3 protein-coding genes are annotated in these 3,128 nt (G+C 52.2%); all 3 read right to left on the reverse strand.

Translation table 11 applies throughout. The features are described from left to right. Window positions 1–1,140: 1,140 nt before the first annotated feature. The 3 genes from B9Y90_RS25720 to B9Y90_RS25730 all read right to left on the reverse strand — a co-directional run bounded on the left by B9Y90_RS25720 (window position 1,141) and on the right by B9Y90_RS25730 (window position 2,728). A complete protein-coding gene (locus B9Y90_RS25720) occupies window positions 1,141–1,398 on the reverse strand; it encodes a Tn3 family transposase (RefSeq protein WP_369678994.1) in 258 nt (85 codons plus the stop codon). A gap of 121 nt (window positions 1,399–1,519) precedes the next feature. Further along, window positions 1,520–2,362 (reverse strand): DsbA family protein, encoded by an 843-nt coding sequence (locus B9Y90_RS25725; RefSeq protein WP_085543110.1) that lies wholly within the window; start codon window positions 2,360–2,362, stop codon window positions 1,520–1,522. 69 nt (window positions 2,363–2,431) lie between these two features. Then, window positions 2,432–2,728 (reverse strand): hypothetical protein, encoded by a 297-nt coding sequence (locus B9Y90_RS25730; protein WP_085543111.1) that lies wholly within the window; start codon window positions 2,726–2,728, stop codon window positions 2,432–2,434. Between the last annotated feature and the right edge of the window lie 400 nt (window positions 2,729–3,128).

A 3,128-nucleotide genomic window follows, 5' to 3' on the forward strand; every position in this document is an offset into this window, starting at 1 on the left:
GGTTATTCATGCCGATAGTGTCCATTAAAAAATGATGGACACTATCCTCCCCGGAACGGGGGAAGTATGACAGACGTCCCCTGTGGAGCGCTTACTATAAAAATAGCATGCATAAGCAATCTACTTTTGCGACCCGGCACAGAAATGGCCGAGCCTTTTTAAGACATTCGCATGAGCACTGAGTGGTTAACTGATATCTCCGTATCAGACCTGTCGCCATGCAACAGTGCTCAGCCGAATGTCTACATGGCCGATTTTTATTCTCTGATGCAAATTGATGTGGCGTTTATGTAAAACCACCTATGCTTCATTTTCTAGAAAAATACGAGCGCGGTAATGATCTTGAAAAAATGCTGATAATTGCGGTAAATTTCGGATACTTTATTAGTAATTGTATAATATATCATCATTCACAGATGATTTTTCTTAGTGACTCGCATTCCTACGAAAAGGTGGCTGAGCAGGGTGAATAATTGCGCAAATGGTCGCTTATTCTGCTACTGATTCATGACCTGGCTGATGATGTACGAGCGGATGTTGATGCAATTCTGCGCAGACCTGCCATTTTCCCGAGGGATAAGCCTTAAATGATTGAAAGCGTATTCATAATTTAAAACGTCCTGTACGGTCGCGTGTCAGTACTGTGTTTTCCAGTATTGATGCTCGCAGTCTTACATTTGTATTTTTTCGATAGCGAACACGAATTTATCCTCCCGGAATTGCTCTAATTCAGCATAAAGAATATGGTCATATTGTCGCAGTGAATCCCCCTGTGCGGCGGGGCAAAATGGTTAATAGCTCCATGTGAATTAGCAGTGCGAGTCCGGTCTGACCAGCCTAAGACTCACCGGGAGGCACCCGGCACTGTGGCTACCTTACTTAATGACTGGCTTGTCAAAATCTCAAGGCTCACTTAAGTGAGCCTTTTTTGTCTCTGTGGACCATTGAACAAAAAATGCCTGTATGCAAACATTTGGGGAGTAACTGAACGGTAAACGCCGTTAAGCAGTCAATTTAAATATTCATTAATTACACTTATTCATTGAACGCTCTCAGCCCTCTTACTGACAGATTCCGACACCGTAAAGGAAAAAATCCCCTGCATATTGAGGTACTACGCCAGAATCCCAGATTTTTCCGTCACTCCAGTTTCAGCCCCGTAACCAGCGCATTCAGGTCAATAATTTCGTTGTTGATCTGGAAGGTGTAATGCCCGGTCAATACAATGTGCGGCCAGGCCACCGGTGATATCCTGATCAACCCCTCAATTCCCCTTTCGTTTCCTTCGGCTTCCAGTCGTTCCGGTAATCGCGGCAGGATCGCCGTGTTGTAATAAATGGGAGCATAAAAAAGCCAGGGCATCGATGTTTTACCATATGGCAGGTACCCCTGAAGCATCTGTCACTCGCAGGTCTACGTGCTACTGCCCCAAGGATTTCTATGCTCTTATACGTTTTTACCCGCTCCCGGGGCCGAATAATCGTGCCCCGCGCGTGCATCAGTGGGGGGGCTGACCGGGCTACTTCTTAACAGGGTCGGTCAGACCAGCCGCTTTATTGATGACCATCTGCAGCACTGCCTGGTCAGTCATGCCTGGGATCACCGTGATCGTCTCTGCAGTAGCGCCGATGGCTGGCATCACCACCAGGCCCGGCGTGCCGGTGAGCCCGATGTCCGTGGCCAGTTGCCCGGTGAGGGTCAGCTCAGCCTGCACGTCCCTGTCCTTCGCTATCGCCGACGGGGCAATCTTCATGGCCCCGGCCGCAGTGCGGATATCATTCTCCGTCAGCGCCCCCTCGTTATGCCCGGTGGCATACAGTTCGTTATGGTACGCGAGGTACGCCTCTGCGCCCTTCTGCTGCCAGATTTTCAGGCCTGTCTCTGCCGCCAGGCGGGAGGCAGGCCATCTGTCGCCGAAAATGGGCCACTCACGGAACACAAAGCGCACCTGCGGGTTGGCTTTCATCAGCTTAGTCAGCTCCGGGGCCAGATGGCTACAGTAAACACACTGGTAGTCGAAGAAGAGCGTCACCACCACCTTCGCATCCGCAGGACCGTAGGAAGGTGCATGCGGGTCATGCAGCAGTTCAGACTGGTACGCCAGCACCCCTTCCGTCATCGCCTTCACCGCCGCCGCTTCCTGACGGGCCTGCAAGGCCTCACTGACCTTTATCAACACCTCCGGGTGGGCAATCAGGTAATCCGCAGCCACCTTCCCGATGCGGGCCTCCTGTATCGGGCTAAACGGCGAGGCCGGTTTTGCCGCCTCCGCGTGGGAAAAATGGCTGATTCCCTGGGCAACCACCCCACCCAGGACGCCGCTCAGCAGAATGGCTGCGGCAATGTTTGATTTTTTAAGCATGATGTTTCCTGTAAATAAATAATGATGTGATACCTCTGCCGGGAACCCCGGTGGCCCTGTGGACCTTGTTTATTCGCGGGGCAGCAGGCGGGATGACACCGACTTGCACCACTGAAAATCCTTCGTCACCGCCTCAGGCTCGGCGATATCCTTTATTTTACGGGGACGCCCGCGCGGTACTTTTCTGTATTTCGCCTGCTTCACCGCCTGCGCATGATGCGCGGCGGCCTCCTCCGCCAACTGTCTTCTCCGGACAGATGAGAGAACATGGCCCAGCGTTCTTTCCTCCTGCGTTATCAGCGCGTTCAGCAAAAAACGTTCGTACTCCGTCAGGCCTTCCGTCAGCTGGTGATACGTGCCTGTCATGACTTTCCCTCTCCCGTAATTTCCCGTAGCATGCTGCTGGCAGCGTGCCACTTTGGCTTCGGCGTACGCCCGTCAGCCTGCCTGTGGGGTCTGTTTCGCCACCCAGGACCAGACCCGGCGGCAGGTTTATACCGTCCGGCCAGTTCAGCCTCATCGCCATCAGGTTCCGCCCGCAGCGGCTGCTTATCTTCGCACCTGCCGTCAAAAGAAAGTTCCGATTCAGTCTTCAAGTGATTTCTCCTTCACGATATCCCGTTCAGCCTGGTCCATCCGGGCTGCGGACGGCGGGTCTGTCTCCGTCCCGCTGTAGTGGTTGAATAATCAGGACACTAAACTTACATCCATAACGGAGGTGTTTAGTGAACCAGAAACGACAATTTACCCCTGAGTTTAAAAAAGA

The sequence above is a fragment of the Cedecea sp. NFIX57 genome (assembly GCF_900177785.1).
Lineage (GTDB): Bacteria > Pseudomonadota > Gammaproteobacteria > Enterobacterales > Enterobacteriaceae > Cedecea > Cedecea neteri_C.